Consider the following 18188-nt stretch of genomic DNA (forward strand, 5'->3'; position numbering starts at 1 on the left):
GCCGGGCGGAACGGCGCTGCCCGCAGAAGAAGTCCGAGGACCTTTCCGCACGCCCCTGCCCCCGCGGCACGGCCTGCGACGCGGTCCCTTCCTGAACTTCTGCGGATCTGCGGAGAGAACACGTGTCGAACACCGCTGTCGGCCTGCCCGTCGGGCGAGGCCTGCTCTATCTGATCGTCGCCGGTGCCGCCTGGGGCACCGCGGGCGCCGCCGCGTCACTGGTCTACCGGGCCAGTGACATGGGACCCGTCGCCCTCTCCTTCTGGCGCTGCGCGGGCGGACTCGTCCTGCTGATCGCCGTACGCCTGCGCCCCCGTCCACGCCTTCGCCCCGACGGACGCGCCCACCGCCCCGCCGTGCGGGAGCCCCTGGGCCGCAAAGCGCTGCGGATCGGTCTGACCGGCCTCGGGCTGGCCGTCTTCCAGACCGCCTACTTCGCCGCCGTCGAGGGACCGGCCTCGCGGTGGCGACCGTCGTCACCCTGGGCGCCGGGCCCGTCCTCATCGCACTCGGCGCGCGGCTGACCATGGGGGAGCGGATCGGCCGGGGCGGGGCTGCCGCCGTCGCCGGGGCGCTGACCGGGCTCGGCGTGCTGGTCCTGGGCGGCGAGGGTGCCACCGTGCGCCCCTGGGGTGTCGCGCTCGCGGTCCTCTCCGCGGCCGGATACTCCGCGATGACGCTGCTCACCCGGTGGTGGGGGCGCGACGGGCGCGTCGACGGTTCCGGCACGACGGTGTGGACGTTCGCCGTCACCACCGTCTGCCTGCTGCCGTTCGCGCTAGCCGAGGGGCTGATCCCGCATGCCGCGCGGCCGGCTCATGTGCTGGCCCTGCTGGCGTACATCGCCGCCGTCCCCACGGCGCTGGCCTACGCCCTGTTCTTCGCGGGCGCCGCGGTCGTCCGCTCCGCGACCGTGTCCGTGATCATGCTCCTGGAGCCGGTCAGCGCGACCGTGCTCGCCGTCGGCCTGCTCGGCGAGCGGCTCACCCTGCCGACGCTCACCGGCACCCTGCTGATGCTCGGCTCGGTCGCCGGACTCGCGGTCGCGGAGGCGCGCGCCGCGGGGGCCGGACGGCGTGCGGTGCCCGAGGAGGTGCCTCTCGTGTGAGGCCGGAGGGGTGACAGCGGCGGAGTGCGGGTCCGTGGGGCCCGCACCCCGGGCTCATGCGTCCGGGTTCTGGCGTACGGCCCGGCCGGGCCGCGTGCTCACAGGGCTGTCAGGTAGCCGGGCAGTTCGATGCCCGGTGCCAGGTCGTCCGCCGGGACCGGGATGCCGTGTCCCCTCGTCAGCGGGACCACGCCGGTCCAGTGGGGGAGGCCGAGATCCTCGGGCTCGTCGCTGGGGGCGCCCGTGCGCAGCTTCGCGGACACCTCGTCCAGATCCAGGCTGATCACGGCGGTGGCCGCGAGTTCCTTGGCGTTGGCGGGGCGGGAGTCGCCCGAGCGGCCGGGCACGACGTGGTCGACCAGCGCGTCCAGCGCCAGGCGCCTCTCGTCGGGATCCGTCACCTGGTGGGCGATGCCGTGCACGACCACGGAGCGGTAGTTGATCGAGTGGTGGAAGGCCGAGCGGGCCAGCACCAGTCCGTCGACGTGGGTCACGGTCAGACAGACGGCCAGCCCGGGATCGGCCTGGCCGGTCATCCGCAGCGGGCGCGAACCCGTCGAGCCGTGCACGTAGAGCCGCTCGCCGACCCGTGCGTACAGCGTGGGCAGGACGACCGGCGCGCCGTCACGGACGAAGCCGAGGTGACAGACGTACCCCTCGTCGAGTATCGCGTGCACCAGCTCGTGGTCGTACGCGGCGCGTTCCTTGGAGCGGGTGGGAACAGTGCGGTCGGTCGGGGTGTAGGCAGCGGACCCCGGTGTCCTCGGCTGGGTGCTCGTCTCCGGCATTGCCTTCTCCATTGCACTAGTGCATAATCTGTTTTGTGCTAGGAGAGTATCGGATCGAGGGGCGTCGCGCAGCCGACATCGCCGCCAGTATCGAGCGGGCGGTCGGGTCGGGAGAACTTGAACCGGGTCAACTGCTGCCACCCATGCGGGAGTTGGCGGAGGAGCTCGGGGTCAACGCGAATACGGTCGCGGCCGCCTATCGCACGCTGCGTGAGCGGGGGGTCATCGAGACCGCCGGCCGGCGGGGCAGCCGGGTGCGCCCGAAGCCGGCCACCACGGGGCGTGAGTACCTTCGCGTCGAGGTGCCCGCGGGCGTGCGCGACGTCGGCGAGGGCAATCCCGATCCCGCCCTGCTGCCCGCCCTCGCCGGGGCCTTCGCGGCGGCGGCCCGGCAGTCCGACCGGCATCCCGTCCAGTACGGCGAGGACGCCGTCGAGCCGGAGCTGGAGCGCCTCGCCCGCGCCGGCCTCGACGCGGACGGGGTGCCCGAGGGGCCCGTCGTCGTCACCTCCGGATCGCTCGACGCCATCGAGCGCGTCCTGATGGCCCATCTCAGGCCCGGCGACGCGGTGGCCGTCGAGGACCCAGGCTGGGGCAGCCTGTTCGATCTCGTCCCGGCGCTCGGGCTGCGTACGGTCGGCGTCGGTGTCGACGACGAGGGTCCGCTTCCCGCGGACGTACGGAGTGCGCTGGCCGCCGGGGCGCGGGCCCTGATCGTCACCGACCGGGCGCAGAACCCCACCGGCGCCGCGGTCACCGCCGGTCGCGCGCGTGCCCTGCGTGCCGTGCTCCGGGACCACCCGCGGACCCTGCTCATCGAGGACGACCACGGCCACCAGATCGTCGACCTGCCCCTGCATCCCCTGGCCGGGGTCACGCACAGCTGGGCCTTCGTACGCTCCGTCGCCAAGGCGTACGGGCCCGATCTCCGGCTCGCCGTGCTCACCGGCGACCCCGTCACCGTCGACCGCGTGCACGGGCGGCAGCGGCTCGGGCCCGGCTGGGTGAGCCGCCTGCTCCAGAAGGCCGTGGTCCACCTGTGGACCTCCGGCACGGTCGACGTCGGGGCCGTGGCGGCCGCGTACGCGTCGCGACGCGACGGGCTGATCGACGCGCTGAAGGCGCGTGGCGTCGAGGCGCACGGGCGCAGCGGGATGAACGTCTGGATCCCCGTCCCGGACGAGACCGGGGCGGTCTCCCGGCTGCTGCACTCCGGCTGGGCGGTCGCGCCCGGCGCCCGCTTCCGGTCGAGCGCCCCGCCGGGCATCCGGATCACCGTCTCGACGCTTCGGCCGGAGGACACCGAGCCGCTCGCGGACGCCGTCGCGTCCGCCGTGGGACCGGCGCCGGCCCGCCGTTACGTCTGAGGTTCCGCCGCCGTCGGAGCCCGCACGACGGGTGGCGTGCGGGCTTGGCGCTGGGTGTTGCGAGGTCGGACGACGGGTGGCGTGGGGCCTGCACGACGGGTCGCGTGCGGGCCTGGCACCGGGTGTCGCGGGGGCCGGACCGCGGGTGTCGTGGCGCTGTCCGCGCTCATCGGGTCGGCGTCGCGTGCGGACGCCCGCCGCATCACTGCCGCATCGGGGGCTCGGGACGGCCGGTGGCGTGGGCGTCAGCGGCGGGGCTTTCCCTGGGTCAGGGCCGCGCCCGCGAGGACGATCACCGCGCCGACCGGCGTCGACCAGGCCAGTGACTCGCCGAGGATCGCGACACCGGCGGCGGTCGCGATGACCGGGATGAAGTACGTGACCATCTGGGCCGTCGTCGGGCCGACTTCGGCGACGATGCCGTACTGGACGAGCATGGCCAGACCGGTGCCGAGGGCGCCCAGGGCGGCGATGGCGAGCAGCGGCACCCACGCGACATGGCTCGGCAGCGTCGTGAACAGCGGGGTGACGAAGGCCAGTTGGGCGGTGGCCAGGAGCAGTTGGGCGCCGGTCATCGACAGATGCGAGTTGCCGGTGCCGGCCAGGGTCCGGCGGACGTAGATCCAGCCGACCGGATAGCTGAGCGAGGCCAGCAGGGCCATCGTCGTGCCCGTGGCGTCGAGGCCGTGGAAGCCCTGCCAGACACCGAGGACCGTCAGGACGCCGAGGAAGCCGAGGCCGAGACCGGCCACTCTGCGCCGGGTCGGCCGGTCCTCGGAGAGGGCGACCAGGGAGAGGGCCATGCCCCACAGGGGTGAGGTCGCGTTGCAGATGCCCGCGAGGGTGGAGGGGATGGTCAGCTCGGAGTAGGCGAAGAGGGAGAACGGCAGCGCGTTCAGCAGGAAGGCCGCGACCGCGAGGTGTCCCCACGTCCGCGCGCCGCGCGGCAGCCGCTCCCGCTTCACCGCCATGGCCGCCGCGAGCACCGCGGTCCCGAACAGCAGCCGCCCGAAGGTGACCTGGAACGGCGCGTAGCCCTCCGTGCCGACCTTGATGAGCAGAAAGCTGAAGCCCCAGATCAGCGAGAGGACGCCGAAGCGGATCCGCCAGTCGAGGGTGGTGCGGCGGCGGGGTGCGACGCCGGTCGGCGTGACGGGGCGAGGAGAGGCGACAGTGCTCATGGGGTCAACAATGAGGCAGAACAATCTCGTAGCACAAGCGAGAATACTCAAGCGATATCTCGTAGCATTGCTTACATGTTGAATCTGGAGCGACTGCGCACCCTCGACGCCCTGGCGCGGCACGGCTCGGTGAGCGGCGCGGCCGACGGACTGCACGTGACCACCTCGGCCGTCTCCCAGCAGATGTCGAAGCTGGAGCGCGAGGTCGGACAGCGACTGCTCGCCAAGAACGGCCGGGGAGTGCGCCTGACCGACGCCGGGCGGCTCCTCGCCGAGCACGCGGCGCGCATCCTCTCCCAGGTCGAGCTCGCGCAGTCCGACCTGGAGGCCCAGCGCGGTCAGGTGGCCGGTGAGCTGCGGCTGTCCGCGTTCCCGACCGCGGCGCGCGGACTGTTCCCGGCGGCGCTCGCCGAGCTGCGCGCCGCCCACCCCGGACTGCGGGTGCGCTCCAGCGAGCTGGAACCGGAGGCCGGGGTCGCGGGTGTGGTGCGCGGGGACCTGGACCTGGCCGTCGTGCTCGACTGGTACAACAAGCCGATGCCGCTGCCCGACGGTCTGGTGAAGGCGTCGATCCTCGACGACCCGGCCGATGTGGCGATGCCGGCCGGCCACCTCCTCGCGGGCCGCGAGGAGGTGGACCTCGGGGACTTCGCCGACGACGAGTGGATCACCTGGGGCGAGGGCGAGTTCTGCCACGAGTGGCTGATGTTCACGCTGCGCTCCCAGGGCGTCGAACCGCGCATCGGGCACCGTGCCGGGGAGACGCACACCCAGCTCGGACTCGTCGCCGCCGGGCTCGGTGTGTGCGTGGCCCCGCTTCTGGGGCGCCACCCGATGCCCGAGGGAGTCGTCACGGTGCCTGTCCGGCAGCGGGTGCGCCGCCATGTCTACGTCGTATGGCGGGCCGACGCCGACCGCCGGCCGTCGATCAGGGCGGCGGTGGACGCCTTGCGCAGGGCCGGTGAGGCCGTCGAGTAGGAGGTGGAGCGGAGAAGGGCGGTCCGGACAGGTCCTACAGCGGAGGGAGTTTGCGGAAGTCCCACGAGGCGATCGCGTCCGGTGTCAGCCGCATCCAGGCGTGCCGGCCGTCGTGCGGCATCTCCTCCAGGCCGAAGTTCTTGCGGGCGAACAAGGTCTCCGGGACGTCGAGTTCGGCGCACAGTTCCCCGGTGCGCGGGAACTCGCCGACGAACTCCACCGTGCCGGACAGCTCGACGCCCCGCAACTCCCCGTAGTCCTCACCGGAGTCGATCACCACCGCGACCCGCGGGTCGTTCCGCAACTGCACCCAGCGCTTGCTGCGCACCACCGAGTACAACCACAGCGAGGTGCCGTCCCAGGTGAACCAGAGGGCACTCACATGCGGGACTCCGTCCTTCGACACGGAGGCGACGCGGCAGGTGCGCTGGGTGGTGAGGAACTCGTCCAGTTCACCGGGGGTCATCATGATCTTCCGGCCTCTGCGCTGAATGACGGCCATACGGTCCCCTCTTCTTCTGGAATCCTGACGTCCCGTCAGGAAAGCATGAGGCGTCTTCCGTCCTCACGCAATGGTCGTTACTCTCGCCCGTCCCGACCCGCGACGACAAGGAGAGCCATGCCGTCGTTCGAACAACTCAGTGAACTCCTCGACCCCGTCGGCACGGTACTGCTCACCGTGGAGTGCCAACAGGGTGTCGTGGGCCAGGACAGCGCGCTCCCCGAACTCGCCAAGGAGGCAAGGTCGTCCGGAGCGCTCACCCATGTCGCCCGGCTGGTCGACGCCGCGCACGAGAGCGGGGTGCAGGTGATCCACGCGGTCGCCGAGCGCCGCCCGGACGGCCGCGGCGCGAACCGCAACGCCCGGCTGTTCCGCGCGGCCGAGCGGCTGCCCGTGCAGCAGCTGACCGGCACGACGGCGGTGCGGATCGCGCCGCCCATCGCGGTCGCCGAGGAGGACTTCGTCGTACGCCGGCTGCACGGTCTGTCGCCGATCGCGGGCACCGACGTCGACCCGCTGCTGCGCAACCTGGGCTGCCGCACTCTCGTCGTGACCGGAGTCTCGGCCAACATCGCCATCCCCAACGCCGTGTTCGACGCCGTGAACCGCGGCTACACCGTCGTCGTACCGGCGGACGCCATCGCGGGGGTGCCCTCCGAGTACACCCCCGCGATGGTCCGGAACACGCTGGCGCTGGTCGCCACGATCACGACCACCGACGACGTGCTCGCCTGCTTCAAGCGACGCCGCCGCTGACGCTGACGTCCCGAGGGGGCAGTGGTCACCGGTCGGCGGCCTGCGGTCAGGCGAGCTTGATCGAGTCCCCGTCGACGGTGATGTTCGCGGCGGCCAGGGCGCTCGTCGCGGGCCCCTTCTTCACCGTGCCGTCGGTGGCGGAGAACTGGCTGCCGTGGCAGGGGCAGGTGATGACACCGTTCGCGATGCCCTTGACCGCGCAGCCCTGGTGGGTGCACTTGGACGAGAAGGCCTTGAAGGTGCCCGCCGTCGGCTGGGTCACCACGACCCCCTTGTCGGCGAAGACCTTGCCGCCGCCCTCCGGGATGTCGCTGGTCTTGGCGAGTTCCGTGCCACCCGCGCTCCCGGCCGCGCCGGTGCCGCCGCCCGAGGTCCCGCCGTTGCCGGAGCCCACGGTGTTGGAGGCCTTGTCGTCCGCCCCGCACGCGGTCAGCGCGACGGCGAGCCCTGCCGCGCCGACCGCCGCCACGACGGTGCGCCGGGCCGGTGCCTGTGCGGGGTGAAGCGATTCGCTGGTCATGCTGGCTTTCCCTTCAGCGGACATGATCTGGATCTGTTCAGAGGTACGGCCCGGCCGTGCGTGCTGTTCAGGGAATGGAGACTTCTTGACCGGATCGACAGCGCGCCGACAGCACAGCCGCCGCGATCACGATCCTCCCCGGCCTCCGCTCCCGCCTCCGCACCGGCCGCCGCTCCGCGCCCTGCTCCGGCCACGGTCCCCGGGTCGCGCCCGCCGGGCGGGACCACCCCAGTAACCTGGGGCGATGCTCAAGGAAGTGAAAGCCACCCGCTACATCACGCCGTTGCGTGAGGGCGGCTCGCTGCCGGGACTCGTCGAGGCCGACGACCTCGGGACGTACGTCATGAAGTTCACCGGCGCGGGACAGGGGCGCAAGACGCTCGTCGCGGAGGTCGTCTGCGGTGGACTCGCCCGCAGGCTCGGCCTGCGGGTGCCCGGCCTGGTGACGATCGGACTCGACCCGGTCCTCGGGCTCGGCGAACCCGACCAGCAGGTCCAGGAGCTGCTGAAGTCGAGCGGCGGCCAGAATCTCGGGATGGACTTCCTCTCCCGCGCCGTCGGCTTCGACCCGCTCGCCTTCGAGGTGAGCGCCGAGGAAGCCGGCCGGATCGTCTGGTTCGACGCCCTGGTCAACAACGTCGACCGCTCCTGGCGCAACCCCAACCTGCTGATGTGGCACGGCGACCTGTGGCTCATCGACCACGGCGCCACGATGATCTGGCACCACCACTGGCCCGGCGCCGAGGCCTCCGCCGCCAAGCCGTACGACATCTCCGACCACGCGCTCACGTCCTTCGGCCCGGACATCGCCTCGGCCGCCGCCGAACTGGCCCCGCTGGTCACCGAGGACCTGCTCGCCGAGGTCACCGCCGAGATCCCCGAGGCCTGGCTGGCCGACGAGCCGGGCTTCGACTCGGTGGACGCGCTGCGGCGCGCCTACGCGCGGCCGCTGCTGGCCCGCGCCGGCGTCGTCCACGAGCGGATCAAGGGCGTCGACGGAGTCCACGGCACCAGGGGGGACAAGTGAGCGAGCGGGACGTCTTCGAGTACGCGCTGCTCCGCGTGGTGCCGCGCATCGAGCGCGGCGAGTGCTTCAACGCGGGCGTGCTGGTGTACTGCCGCGCCCACTCCTTCGTCGCGGCTCGTACCCATCTGGACGAGAACAAGCTGTTCGCGCTCGACCCGGACGCGGACGTGCTGGGCGTACGGGCCGCGCTGCGCGCTGTCGAAGGTGTCTGTGCTGGAGGGAAAGCAGCAGGTCAAGCGGCCGACGACGACGCCGGACGGCGCTTTCGCTGGCTGATCGCGCCCCGCTCGACTGTGGTCCAGCCGGGTCCCGTGCACACCGGCCTGACCGCCGATCCGCGGGCCGAGACGGAGCGGTTGCTCCAGCTCCTGGTCAGGTAATGGATCACATGCGCGCGGTGTGCCGTTGACACCGGGTGCCAGGGCTTCTAGCGTCACGTCTGCTGAAGGTACTAAGCGGTCGCTCACTGGACGGGCGTACCGTGTGAGCCGCGGGTCTTCCGGGACCCCCGAAGACTCCGCAAGGGTGTCGAGACAGCTTGGCCGGGCTTGGGCCGGCTTTTCCAAGGGCGAGGAGAACCAGCAATGTCCACCACTGAGCAGCGCGTCGCCGTAGTCACCGGTGCCGCGCGCGGCATCGGCGCCGCGACCGCCGTACGACTGGCCGCGGAGGGCCGCGCCGTCGCGGTGATCGACCTCGACGAGGCCGCGTGCAAGGACACCGTGGAGAAGATCACCGCGGCCGGCGGCAAGGCCCTCGCGGTCGGCTGCGACGTCTCCGACGAGGCCCAGGTGGAGGCCGCCGTCGCGCGGATCGCCGAGGAGCTCGGCGCGCCGACCATCCTGGTGAACAACGCGGGCGTCCTCCGCGACAACCTGCTGTTCAAGATGAGCGCGTCCGACTGGGACACCGTCATGAACGTGCACCTGCGCGGTGCCTTCCTGATGGCCAAGGCCTGCCAGAAGCACATGGTCGACGCCAAGTTCGGCCGTATCGTCAACCTGTCCTCGTCCTCGGCGCTGGGCAACCGCGGCCAGGCCAACTACTCCACCGCCAAGGCCGGTCTCCAGGGCCTCACCAAGACCCTGGCCATCGAGCTCGGCAAGTTCGGCGTGACCGCGAACGCCGTGGCGCCCGGCTTCATCGTCACCGACATGACCGCCGCCACCGCCGCCCGCGTCGGGATGGACTTCGACGACTTCCAGGCCGCGGCCGCCACCCAGATCCCCGTGCAGCGCGTCGGCAACCCCGACGACATCGCCAACAGCATCGCCTTCTTCACCGGCGAGGCCGCCGGATTCGTCTCCGGCCAGGTGCTGTACGTGGCCGGCGGACCGCTCAACTAGGCACGGGGGAAACGCACATGACCACGCTTCCCGAACTCTCGGGCAAGGTCGCGCTCATCACGGGTGCGAGCCGCGGCATCGGCTACGGCGTCGCGGAGGCCCTGGTCGCCCGCGGCGACCGGGTCTGCATCACCGGACGCAACGAGGACGCCCTCAAGGAGGCCGTCGAGACGCTCGGCGCCGACCGCGTCATCGCCGTGCCCGGCAAGGCGCACGACGAGGCCCACCAGGCCGTCGCCGTGGAGCGCACGATGGAGGCCTTCGGCCGCGTCGACTTCCTGGTCAACAACGCCGGTACGAACCCGGTGTTCGGGCCGATCGCCGAGCTGGACCTCAATGTGGCGCGCAAGGTCTTCGAGACCAACGTCGTCTCCGCGCTCGGCTTCGCCCAGCAGACCTGGAAGGCCTGGCAGAGCGAGAACGGCGGCGCGATCGTCAACATCGCCTCGGTCGCCGGCCTCGCGCCCTCGCCGTTCATCGGCGCGTACGGCATCAGCAAGGCCGCGATGATCAACCTGACCGTGCAGCTCGCGCACGAGTTCGCGCCCAAGGTGCGGGTCAACGCCATCGCGCCCGCCGTGGTGAAGACGAAGTTCGCGGCCGCACTGTACGAGGGCCGTGAGGCGGAGGCCGCCGCGGCCTACCCGCTCGGCAGGCTCGGAGTGCCGTCCGACATCGGCGGAGCCGCCGCGTTCCTGACCTCGCGGCAGTCGGACTGGGTCACCGGTCAGACGCTCGTGGTCGACGGCGGGATGTTCCTCAACGCCGGAGTCGAGTGAGTCGAGTGACGCGAAGGCCGGTCGGATGTTCCCCGCGCGCGGGGAACATCCGACCGGCCTTTTGTCGGTGGTCGACAAACGTCCGTGCCGTGCCGAGCGGCGTGGAGTCCGGTGTCCGGAGCGTCGACGCGTTCACGGAATTCTGACAACGCGGTCACGTATGTGCTGATCAAGTGCCCTGTCGGGAAAACGGTTCCCCCGGCGGGGCAACGCGGTAGGGTCTGCCGACCCTTGGTACGGCGGATCGAGGAGCGTGCGCGTGTTCAACCGGAACCGATGCCTGCGACAACTGGCGGCGATCACGTCCATAACCCTGGTGGCCGCGTGCGGCGTTCTCTCCTCGGGATCGCCGGCCGACAAGGGACCCATAGTGGTGGGCACCACGAGTGCCCCCAGCACGCTGGACCCGGCCGCCTCCTGGGACGGCTCGTGGGAGTTGTTCCGCAACATCTACCAGACGCTGCTGAACTATCCGACCGGCTCGGTCACCCCGCAGCCCGACGCCGCCGAGAAGTGCGGGTTCACGGATGGAACCAATCGCGCCTACCGTTGCGTACTGCGTCCGGACATGAGGTTCTCCGACGGGGACACGCTCGACGCGTCGGCCGTCAAGTACTCCGTCGACCGGATCAGGACGATCGGTGTACGCGGCGGTCCGTCCGGTCTGCTCGGCAGCCTCGACCGGGTCCAGGTGCTGGGCAGGCGCGAGGTCGTCTTCCACCTCAAGACGCCGGACGCCACCTTCCCGTTCGTCCTGGCCACGCCGGCGATGTCGATCGTCGACCCCGACGACTACCCCGCCGACGCCCTGCGCGAGGACAACAAGGTCTTCGGCTCCGGGCCCTACAGCCTGCGTTCCTACACGGAGGGCAAGCAGGCCGAACTCGTCGGGAACGCCCACTACGACGGCTTCGCCGAGCGCAAGAACAGCGCGGTGACGATCCGTTACTTCCAGAACTCGGCCCAGCTGGTCGGGGCACTGAAGGACAAGAAGATCGATGTCACCTACCGCGGCCTCGCCGCTTCGGACATCGTGGCCCTGCGGGGCCACGGGGACGGGAAGGACATCCAGCTCTTCGACGGCGCGGGCACCGAGATCAGTTATCTGGTGTTCGACCCGAAGGACCCGTGGGCCGGAAAGCCCGCCGTCCGCAGGGCGGTCGCCCAGATCGTCGACCGGCCGGCCATCGCGCACAAGGTCTACAAGAACACCGTCGACCCGCTCTACTCGATGGTCCCCGCGGGCCTGACCGGGCACACCGCCGGCTACTTCGACGAGTACGGCAGCCCCAACCCGTCCAAGGCCCGCAAGACCCTGCTCGACGCGCGCGTCAACGGACGTGTCCCGCTGACCCTTTGGTACACGACCGACCGCTACGGCTCCGAGACCGCCCCGGAGTTCCGCGAACTCAAGAGCCAGCTCGAACGCTCCGGCCTGTTCACGGTCACGCTCAGGAGCCGTCCCTGGAAGACGTACGAAGCGGGCTACCGCGCGGGCGAGTACCCGGTGTTCGGCCGCGGCTGGTTCCCCGACTTCCCCGACGCCGAGAATTTCATCGCCCCCTTCGTCGGCGAACAGAACGCCCTCGGGACGCCCTATCCGGCCCCGCGGATCACCGACAGCCTGCTGCCCGAGTCGCGCGCCGTGAGTGATCGCGCGGCGGTGGTCAAGGAGTTCGAGGAGGCCCAGCAGATCCTCGTCGACGACGCCCGGCTGCTGCCCCTGTGGCAGGGCAGGCAGTACGTGGCCGCGAGCGAGGAGATCTCGGGCGGCGAGCGCGCGCTGGACCCGTCGACGATCATGACCATGTGGGAGCTGGACCGCAAGACCAGCTGGTAGCGGGCCCGGGGACCGGTTGCCGGAGGGTCCCGGAAGCCGGTCGGCGGAGGGCCCGGGTGCCGCTCGCCGGCGCCCTGCGGGGGCACACCGTACCCGGCACACGGCCTCGACACGGGCCGGGAACCGATTGTCAGTGGGCGACGGTAGGTTCTGTGGTCTGGAAGTCATCGCACATCGAAGGAAGTTGACGTGACCGATATCGCCATGCTGCCCGAGTCCTGGCGCGGCGTCCTGGGTGAGGAACTGCAGCAGCCCTACTTCAAGGAACTCACCGAGTTCGTCGAGGAGGAGCGCGCGAAGGGTCCCGTCTTCCCGCCGCGGGAGGAGGTCTTCGCCGCGCTCGACGCCACTCCGTACGAGCGGGTGAAGGTGCTGATTCTCGGCCAGGACCCGTACCACGGCGAAGGCCAGGGGCACGGCCTGTGCTTCTCGGTCCGTCCTGGAGTGAAGACCCCGCCGTCCCTGCGGAACATCTACAAGGAGATGAAGGAGGAGCTGGGCACCCCGGTCCCGGACAACGGCTATCTGATGCCGTGGGCCGAGCAGGGCGTGCTGCTGCTCAACGCGGTGCTGACCGTGCGCTCCGGCGAGGCGAACTCGCACAAGGGCAAGGGCTGGGAGAAGTTCACCGACGCGGTCATCCGCGCGGTGGCCGACCGCCCCGACCCGGCGGTCTTCGTGCTGTGGGGCAACTACGCGCAGAAGAAGCTGCCCCTGATCGACGAGGAGCGGCATGTGGTGGTGAAGGGGGCGCACCCCTCGCCGCTGTCCGCGAAGAAGTTCTTCGGCTCGCGCCCGTTCACGCAGATCAACGAGGCCGTGGCCGCCCAGGGCCATGAGCCGATCGACTGGCGCGTCCCGGACCTGGGCTGAGCGCCGAGCCGCTGGGCGGGACCGTCACCGGCCTGGCCCAGCGGCGTACGGGGGCGCCTGAGCGGGATTGTCAGTGGCTCCGGTTAGCGTCGTGAGGGACAGCGACGATCCTGGAGGACGCGGTGGCGGAGCAACAGGAGCAGGCGGCGCAGGACGCCATGATGACCCGGATCGGACAGGCCGTCATGCTGCACCACGCCGGTGACCGCGAGGAGGCCCGGGGCCGTTTCCTGCGTCTGTGGGGGGAGATCGGCGAGGGCGGCGACGCCCTGCACCGCTGCACACTGGCGCACTACATGGCCGACACCCAGGACGACCCCGCGGACGAACTCGCGTGGGACCTGCGGGCCCTGTCGGCGGCCGAGGAGCTGACCGACGGCCGGGTCGCCGAGCCCCACCAGTCCCTTGCCGTACGGGCGTTCTACCCCTCCCTGCATCTGAACCTCGCCGCCGACTACGCGAAGCTCGGTCGCTCGGAGGCCGCCCGCACTCATCTGCGCCGGGCTCGCGGCGCGGTCGGCGCCCTCGCCGACGACAGATACGGGGACGGTGTCCGCGCGGCGATCGGCCGGCTGGAGCTGAGACTCCTGGACCCCGGCACTTCGGCGGACACCGGCGGACCCGACCGCTTCGGCGGCTCGGGGGGCTCCGGGGGCGAGACCCTGGGGCCGCCCAGACAGCGGCCCTGAGGCCGTCCCGCGCGGGGCACGCGGCACGGTCCTGAGTCCCGTCCCGTTGCGTCGGGGCAGCACGCGGCCGGTCCTGAACCCCGCCCGCCGGGCGCGAGCCGCGGTCCCGAGCCCTGTCGTGCCCGCGGCTTCGAACCCTGTAGTGCCGGGCGCCTGACCCCGGGCCCCGGCGCCCGCGGCGGCGTCCCCGAGCTCTGTCGTGCCGGGCGGCTGTCCCCGGGTCCCCGGCGCCCGGGGGTGCCGTCCCCGAGCTAAAGCTGCGGGGGTTGTTCCCGAGCGGGGATCGCGGGTGCCGTCAGTGTCCGTACGTCCTCACGCAGATGACCGCCTCCGGGCTGTCCGCGTTCCAGCCGCCGTATTTCCTGCCGAGGGCGCACACGTCCGAACGCTTCGGCAGGTCGGGGGCGCCGGGCGGGCCGACGACACGGGGGTTCGGGTGCCGTGGCTCGGGACGCGGGGCCGGACGGACGTGCCGCGGAGGGGCCGGGGGCGCCACGGCCTGTGGTGGCGGAGCCGCCCGGTGCCGGGTCGCCGCGTCGGATGAAGGCTTGTGGGAGGGGCCGACACGCTCCAGTGCCTCCCGGGCCGGCGCCTGCACGATCTGGGACCCCCCTTTGCCGTCCGGATGCGGCACGGCGGGCCCGGACGGGGCGGAAGAGGAGCCGGAGGCGGGCGGCCGCTGGACGGTCACACAGCCCGAGAGGGCGGTGACTGCCACGGCGACCATGAGCGTTGCGGTCGTCGTCGTTCGATACACCCACGCAACTCTGCTGGTTCCGGACCGCTTCGGGGAGCGGAGAAGCGCAGGATGCCCCGCACGGGTGATCCTTCCGCTCCTCCGGCGGGCACGAGTATCGGTGAGCTGACACGCTGCCGGGTGCGCCGGGTGCGCCGGGTGCGCCGGGTGCGCCGGGGTCCGGCCGGGGTGCCGCCCTTCCCCGGACCGGGGCGCGTCGCGACGAACCGGCGCGGGCCGCCGGCCTGGCCGCCCATTCGGCGGTGCGGGGACCCGGACAGGGCCGCCATCGCCCGGAAGGCCCTGTGGGCGACGTGGCGGGTCTGGGCGAACAGAATGAAGACCCGTGCCGTGATCTCCCCGCGCGGCACCGCGATCACGGCTTGTCCGAGGTGGAGCCCGCGCGACTCCCATGGAGCTCCGACGGAATCCCCGACGGGCGGCCGTCGCGGCGGCCGTATGCTTCCGGCGGGACCCGCGTCGGCGACTGAAGGAGACCCCCGTGAAGGTCGGCTGCATCGGACTCGGCGACATCGCGCAGAAGGCGTATCTGCCGGTGCTCGGTGTGCGGCCCGGGATCGAACTGCATCTGCAGACGCGGACGCCCGCCACGCTCGACCGGGTCGCCGACAGCCTTCACCTGCCGCGCGCACAGCGCCATACCGACCTGGCGGACCTGCTGGCCCAGGACCTCGACGCGGCGTTCGTGCACGCGGCCACCGTCGCCCACCCGGAGATCGTCACCCGTCTGCTGGAGGCGGGCGTACCGACGTACGTCGACAAACCGCTCGCGTACGAGCTGGCCGAATCGGAGCGGCTGGTGCGGCTCGCGGAGGAGCGGAACGTCAGCCTCGCGGTCGGTTTCAACCGGCGTCACGCACCCGGATACGCGCAGTGCCTCGAACACCCGCGCGAGCTGATCCTGATGCAGAAGAACCGCACAGGGCTGCCCGAGGAGCCCCGGACCATGGTCCTCGACGACTTCATCCACGTCGTCGACACCCTGCGCTTCCTGGTGCCGGGTCCGGTCGACGACGTGACGGTGCGGGCCCGTGCCGAGGACGGGCTCCTGCACCACGTCGTGCTCCAGCTCGCCGGAGACGGATTCACGGCACTCGGTGTGATGAACCGGCTGAGCGGCTCGACCGAGGAGATCCTCGAGGTCTCGGGCCAGGACACCAAGCGTCAGGTGGTCAATCTCGCCGAGGTGATCGACCACAAGGGGCAGCCGACCGTGCGACGGCGCGGCGACTGGGTGCCGGTGGCCAGACAGCGCGGTATCGAACAGGCGGTGCTCCTGTTCCTCGACGCCGTGCGCGCGGGAAAGGTGCTCAGCGCCCGGGACGCGCTGGCGACTCACGAGTTGTGCGAGCGGGTGGTACGAGCGGTTCAGGAGCGGTCCTCCGCAGTCTGAACGTGCGAGCGCCCTCCGTCACGCACAGCGCGGCCATCACCAGCAGGGCGCCGTGCACCGGCCAGTCGCCGAACCGGACGTACGGCGTGACACCCCGGGCCAGCGGCACGTCGTAGACCACCGCGCTGCTCGCGTCCGTGCCGAGCCAGGAGCCGATGCGCTCGCCGCTCGGGCCGTAGACGGCGGAGACGCCGGTGAGGGTCGCGTGCACCATGGAGCGGCCGGTCTCGGCGGCGCGCAGCGCGGCGAGCGAGGCATGCTGCTCGGGCGCCCAGCTGTGTTGGAACGTCGACGTCGAGGACTGCGCCACCAGCACCTCGGCACCGTCCTGGGCGAGGTGGCGGCTCATGTCGGGGAACGCCGTCTCGAAGCAGATCATGGGGCCGATGCGCAGGCCGTGCCCGACGTTCATCACCACCTGCTCGGTGCCGCGCCTGCGGTCCTCGCCCGCGGCCTTGCCGACGGAGGTGGCCCACCCGAGCAGGGAGCGCGCCGGCACGTACTCGCCGAACGGGACCAGCCGCATCTTGTCGTAGCGGGCGCCCGTCGGACCGTGCGGCCCCACCAGGACCGAGCTCTTGTAGATGCCGGGCCGGTCGGAGCGGCGGGCGTCGACGTTCACCAGGATGTCGGCGCCGACCTCGTGGGACAGCGTCGCGATGCGGTGCGCCAGGTCGGGCCGGTCGGCCAGGTCGAAGCCGACGCTGCTCTCGCCCCAGACGACCAGGTCGGCGCCCTGACCGGCGAGTTGCCGGGTCAGCGCCTCCTCGCGCGCGAAGCGCTTGTCGCCGCTCGTGCTGCCGTCCACGACACCGGGCTGCACGACGGCGATCCGTACCCGGCCGTCGGCCTCAGGGCGCGGCGACCACGCCCAGGCCGCCGACGTCGCGGCGGCCGTCGCGACCAGTCCGGCCACTGCGGGCATACGGGACTCACGCACCGAGACCAGCACCGCGACCGCGACGTTGACCGCCACCAGCAGGAAGCTGAGCAGCCACACCCCGCCGACCGAGGCCAGCCGCAGCGCGGGCTCCACCTGCCACTGACTCGATCCGAGCAGACCCCAGGGACCGCCCAAGCCCTGCCAGGACCGGACGAGTTCCGCCATCAGCCACCCCGACGGCAGGACGAGGAGGGCGGCGCCGACCTGGCCCGGTGACGGCACCCCGGCCAGGAACCGCCGGACGAGCCACCCCCACGGGGCCCACAGGGCGCCGAGCAGCGCCGCTATGACCACCGTGAAGACACCCAGGCTCGGCAGCAGCCAGTGGTGCACGGCCAGGATGAAACCGAACCCGCCGAGCCAGCCGTCGTACGCGGCACGCCTGCCCGTGGGGGCCGAGCGGGTCAGCAGGATCCAGGGCACCAGCGCCACGTACGCGAACCACCACCAGGACGGGGCGGGAAAGGAGAACACGGGCAGCGCGCCCGCCAGCGCGGCGACGACACCGCGCCGCCAGGGGGAGACCAGCCATGGGCCGAACGCACGGTCGGGTCTTTTCATCCTTCGCCTCCCTGCCCCGCGGTCTCTCCAGTGTGCGCGTCGGCGGCGATCTCCGACAGGGGGCATGGAGATCGGGAGGGGGCGCGCCGGCCGGGAAGCGCCCCAGGCCGAGGACGCGAGCCGAGGACGCGCCGGCTTCGGCGGGAAACGGCCGGCCGCTCAGGCGTTCGCGGGCGCGGTCCGGGGCTGCGGCATCCGGCGCCACTTCTCCTGGACGACCACCTGGCGCAGCCGCCATCCGTCGCCGGTGCGCAGCAGGCCGAAGGCGTAACGGCCGCCGCACACGAGGTCGGGCGCGGTGGAGTCGCCGTCCTGCCCCGCGAACCGCATCGGATTGATGTAGTCCGCCTGTACCTCGGCCGTGTCGTCGGTGGCCTGGTCCAGGACATCGAACCGCACGCGCCGGTTGACGATCAGGTGCTGGCGCATCGCGAACAGTTCCAGGCTCTGCGAAAGCCACCCGGCGACCTCGGCGGCGTCGCCCTCGATGCCGCCGGCCGAGCGGTAGTCGGCCCGGCCTTTCGGCGTGAACAGCCCTCGGTACGCCTCCCAGTCGCCGTCGTCCACTGCCACCGCGTACGCGGTGACGATCTCGTCCACGGCGAACCGGTCCAGCACGGTCGCGAGCTCCACACGCTGCGTCATCGGCTCAGTGTTGGCCACAGGGCTTGCCACGCCAAGAGGCTGTGCGGGGATATTCGGTGTCCGGCAGGGTTCGGTTCGGCATCGGTCGGCACGGCCACGGCAGACTCGTGGCTGAGACGGGCGGCCGTACAGGGG

At 71.8% G+C, this 18188-nt stretch carries 18 protein-coding genes and 1 pseudogene; 12 read left to right on the forward strand and 7 right to left on the reverse strand.

Annotation, left to right across the window (positions count from 1 at the left end):
• The first annotated feature begins 122 nt into the window (after positions 1–122).
• Positions 123–1108, forward strand: a pseudogene (locus tag ACZ6KY_RS33000) (DMT family transporter).
• Between the two features lie 98 nt (positions 1109–1206).
• Here ACZ6KY_RS33000 and ACZ6KY_RS33005 read toward each other — a convergent pair.
• Positions 1207–1896 carry a pyridoxamine 5'-phosphate oxidase family protein gene (locus ACZ6KY_RS33005; RefSeq protein WP_469313925.1) on the reverse strand — a complete coding sequence of 230 codons (690 nt, stop codon included), beginning with the start codon at positions 1894–1896 and terminating at the stop codon, positions 1207–1209.
• A 35-nt stretch (positions 1897–1931) separates the two neighbouring features.
• Between ACZ6KY_RS33005 and ACZ6KY_RS33010 the strand changes: the two genes are divergently transcribed.
• The gene (locus ACZ6KY_RS33010) at positions 1932–3263 is read left to right on the forward strand and encodes an aminotransferase class I/II-fold pyridoxal phosphate-dependent enzyme (RefSeq protein WP_469313926.1); all 1332 of its coding nucleotides are present in this window, start codon (positions 1932–1934) and stop codon (positions 3261–3263) included.
• Between the two features lie 245 nt (positions 3264–3508).
• Here ACZ6KY_RS33010 and ACZ6KY_RS33015 read toward each other — a convergent pair whose 3' ends face one another.
• Entirely contained in the window at positions 3509–4444 is a 936-nt protein-coding gene (locus tag ACZ6KY_RS33015) for a DMT family transporter (protein ID WP_469313927.1), read from the reverse strand.
• Positions 4445–4519: 75 nt separating this feature from the next.
• On the opposite strand from ACZ6KY_RS33015, the gene ACZ6KY_RS33020 reads away from it, so the two are divergent.
• The gene (locus tag ACZ6KY_RS33020; protein WP_469313928.1) at positions 4520–5422 is read left to right on the forward strand and encodes a LysR family transcriptional regulator; all 903 of its coding nucleotides are present in this window, start codon (positions 4520–4522) and stop codon (positions 5420–5422) included.
• A 34-nt stretch (positions 5423–5456) separates the two neighbouring features.
• On the opposite strand, the gene ACZ6KY_RS33025 is transcribed toward ACZ6KY_RS33020, so the two are convergent.
• On the reverse strand, positions 5457–5924 hold the full coding sequence (locus ACZ6KY_RS33025; protein ID WP_469313929.1) for a pyridoxamine 5'-phosphate oxidase family protein: 468 nt from the start codon (positions 5922–5924) through the stop codon (positions 5457–5459).
• Positions 5925–6041: 117 nt separating this feature from the next.
• On the opposite strand from ACZ6KY_RS33025, the gene ACZ6KY_RS33030 reads away from it, so the two are divergent.
• A complete protein-coding gene (locus ACZ6KY_RS33030) occupies positions 6042–6680 on the forward strand; it encodes a cysteine hydrolase family protein (RefSeq protein WP_469313930.1) in 639 nt (212 codons plus the stop codon).
• A gap of 46 nt (positions 6681–6726) precedes the next feature.
• On the opposite strand, the gene ACZ6KY_RS33035 is transcribed toward ACZ6KY_RS33030, so the two are convergent.
• Complete coding sequence (locus ACZ6KY_RS33035) at positions 6727–7200, reverse strand: Rieske (2Fe-2S) protein (protein ID WP_469313931.1); 474 nt, start codon at positions 7198–7200, stop codon at positions 6727–6729.
• 244 nt (positions 7201–7444) lie between these two features.
• Between ACZ6KY_RS33035 and ACZ6KY_RS33040 the strand changes: the two genes are divergently transcribed.
• The 7 genes from ACZ6KY_RS33040 (at position 7445) to ACZ6KY_RS33070 (ending at position 13754) form a co-directional block, all read left to right on the forward strand.
• Positions 7445–8227 carry a HipA family kinase gene (locus ACZ6KY_RS33040; protein WP_469313932.1) on the forward strand — a complete coding sequence of 261 codons (783 nt, stop codon included), beginning with the start codon at positions 7445–7447 and terminating at the stop codon, positions 8225–8227.
• On the forward strand, positions 8224–8607 hold the full coding sequence (locus tag ACZ6KY_RS33045; protein WP_469313933.1) for a DUF3037 domain-containing protein: 384 nt from the start codon (positions 8224–8226) through the stop codon (positions 8605–8607). Before ACZ6KY_RS33040 ends, ACZ6KY_RS33045 begins: the two co-directional genes overlap by 4 nt.
• A 204-nt stretch (positions 8608–8811) precedes the next feature.
• Positions 8812–9573 carry a 3-oxoacyl-ACP reductase FabG gene (gene fabG / locus ACZ6KY_RS33050; RefSeq protein WP_328556799.1) on the forward strand — a complete coding sequence of 254 codons (762 nt, stop codon included), beginning with the start codon at positions 8812–8814 and terminating at the stop codon, positions 9571–9573.
• Between the two features lie 17 nt (positions 9574–9590).
• Positions 9591–10352, forward strand: coding sequence for an SDR family oxidoreductase (locus ACZ6KY_RS33055; protein WP_469313934.1), 762 nt, complete (start codon positions 9591–9593; stop codon positions 10350–10352).
• Between the two features lie 259 nt (positions 10353–10611).
• Positions 10612–12192: an ABC transporter substrate-binding protein gene (locus ACZ6KY_RS33060; RefSeq protein WP_469313935.1), complete on the forward strand. Its 1581-nt coding sequence runs from the start codon at positions 10612–10614 to the stop codon at positions 12190–12192.
• A gap of 189 nt (positions 12193–12381) precedes the next feature.
• Positions 12382–13065: a uracil-DNA glycosylase gene (locus tag ACZ6KY_RS33065; RefSeq protein WP_469313936.1), complete on the forward strand. Its 684-nt coding sequence runs from the start codon at positions 12382–12384 to the stop codon at positions 13063–13065.
• Between the two features lie 122 nt (positions 13066–13187).
• Complete coding sequence (locus ACZ6KY_RS33070; RefSeq protein WP_469313937.1) at positions 13188–13754, forward strand: hypothetical protein; 567 nt, start codon at positions 13188–13190, stop codon at positions 13752–13754.
• 295 nt (positions 13755–14049) lie between these two features.
• Here ACZ6KY_RS33070 and ACZ6KY_RS33075 read toward each other — a convergent pair whose 3' ends face one another.
• Positions 14050–14511, reverse strand: coding sequence for a hypothetical protein (locus ACZ6KY_RS33075; protein ID WP_469313938.1), 462 nt, complete (start codon positions 14509–14511; stop codon positions 14050–14052).
• Between the two features lie 481 nt (positions 14512–14992).
• Between ACZ6KY_RS33075 and ACZ6KY_RS33080 the strand changes: the two genes are divergently transcribed.
• The gene (locus ACZ6KY_RS33080; protein WP_469313939.1) at positions 14993–15904 is read left to right on the forward strand and encodes a Gfo/Idh/MocA family protein; all 912 of its coding nucleotides are present in this window, start codon (positions 14993–14995) and stop codon (positions 15902–15904) included.
• Here the strand turns inward: ACZ6KY_RS33080 and lnt are convergent.
• Both lnt and ACZ6KY_RS33090 read right to left on the reverse strand, forming a co-directional pair.
• On the reverse strand, positions 15822–17408 hold the full coding sequence (gene lnt, locus ACZ6KY_RS33085) for an apolipoprotein N-acyltransferase (RefSeq protein WP_469313940.1): 1587 nt from the start codon (positions 17406–17408) through the stop codon (positions 15822–15824). The genes ACZ6KY_RS33080 and lnt overlap by 83 nt on opposite strands.
• A 159-nt stretch (positions 17409–17567) precedes the next feature.
• Positions 17568–18053, reverse strand: a complete 486-nt coding sequence (locus ACZ6KY_RS33090; protein ID WP_469313941.1) for a nuclear transport factor 2 family protein — start codon at positions 18051–18053, stop codon at positions 17568–17570.
• Positions 18054–18188 lie beyond the last annotated feature (135 nt).

Source organism: Streptomyces sp. NPDC042002, assembly GCF_055588305.1.

Coding starts and splice junctions, on each gene's coding strand:
- ACZ6KY_RS33025 (WP_469313929.1), bottom strand. CDS start 5,924: ATGGCCGTCATTCAGCGCAGAGGCCGGAAGATCATGATGACCCCCGGT.
- ACZ6KY_RS33035 (WP_469313931.1), bottom strand. CDS start 7,200: ATGACCAGCGAATCGCTTCACCCCGCACAGGCACCGGCCCGGCGCACC.
- fabG (WP_328556799.1), top strand. CDS start 8,812: ATGTCCACCACTGAGCAGCGCGTCGCCGTAGTCACCGGTGCCGCGCGC.
- ACZ6KY_RS33090 (WP_469313941.1), bottom strand. CDS start 18,053: ATGACGCAGCGTGTGGAGCTCGCGACCGTGCTGGACCGGTTCGCCGTG.
- ACZ6KY_RS33005 (WP_469313925.1), bottom strand. CDS start 1,896: ATGCCGGAGACGAGCACCCAGCCGAGGACACCGGGGTCCGCTGCCTAC.
- ACZ6KY_RS33015 (WP_469313927.1), bottom strand. CDS start 4,444: ATGAGCACTGTCGCCTCTCCTCGCCCCGTCACGCCGACCGGCGTCGCA.
- ACZ6KY_RS33040 (WP_469313932.1), top strand. CDS start 7,445: ATGCTCAAGGAAGTGAAAGCCACCCGCTACATCACGCCGTTGCGTGAG.
- lnt (WP_469313940.1), bottom strand. CDS start 17,408: ATGAAAAGACCCGACCGTGCGTTCGGCCCATGGCTGGTCTCCCCCTGG.
- ACZ6KY_RS33055 (WP_469313934.1), top strand. CDS start 9,591: ATGACCACGCTTCCCGAACTCTCGGGCAAGGTCGCGCTCATCACGGGT.
- ACZ6KY_RS33020 (WP_469313928.1), top strand. CDS start 4,520: ATGTTGAATCTGGAGCGACTGCGCACCCTCGACGCCCTGGCGCGGCAC.
- ACZ6KY_RS33030 (WP_469313930.1), top strand. CDS start 6,042: ATGCCGTCGTTCGAACAACTCAGTGAACTCCTCGACCCCGTCGGCACG.